At 66.3% G+C, this 609-nt stretch carries 2 protein-coding genes; both read left to right on the forward strand.

Features of this window, described 5'->3' with window-relative positions; translation table 11 throughout:
* On the forward strand, nt 1-336 hold a 336-nt coding region (locus ACYVKQ_RS23150), incomplete at its 5' end, for a helix-turn-helix domain-containing protein (RefSeq protein WP_460677754.1).
* A gap of 17 nt (nt 337-353) precedes the next feature.
* Nucleotides 354-609: IS1 family transposase (locus ACYVKQ_RS23155; RefSeq protein ID WP_460677755.1), on the forward strand; the 256-nt coding region annotated here is incomplete at its 3' end.

Genomic DNA, 609 nt, shown 5'->3' on the forward strand with positions numbered 1-609 from the left:
GAGTCAAGCTGCAAAAACGGGCTGATGCGGGGCAAGCAGCGGTATCGGTGTTTGACCTGCGGCTACAACTACACGGGCGGCGCGGGCGTGGCCTACCCGGACGAGAAGCGGCAGCTGGCGCTGAAGCTGTACCTGGAAGGCATGGGGCTGCGCGCCATCGGGCGGGTGCTGGACGTGTCCAACGTGACCATCCTGCGCTGGATGCGCGCCTACGGCCAACGGGCCGAGCGGCAGGCAGCCGAAGCACCCGCGCAGGCCGTGCGCATCGGCGAAGTAGACGAGGTGCACAGCTACGTGGGGCAGAAAAAAACGCCTGCTGGGTCTGGCTCGCGGTAGACCGGGAGCGGAAGCAGGTGCTGGACGCCGTCGTGGGCGCCCGCGACGAAGCGACCGGAGCCCGCTTGTTCGCCTCGCTGGCCCGCCACACGTTTGAGCTCGTGTGCACGGACTTTTACCGCCCGTACCGCGCCCTGGTGCCCATCCACTTGCACTACCGCAGCAAAGCCGAAACCACCTCCGTGGAAAGCTGCAACAGCCTGCTGCGCCACTACCTGGCACGCTTCCGCCGCCGTACCAAGTGCTACAGCAAGTGCAAGCACATGCTGCTAC

The organism is Hymenobacter coalescens, from assembly GCF_054783195.1.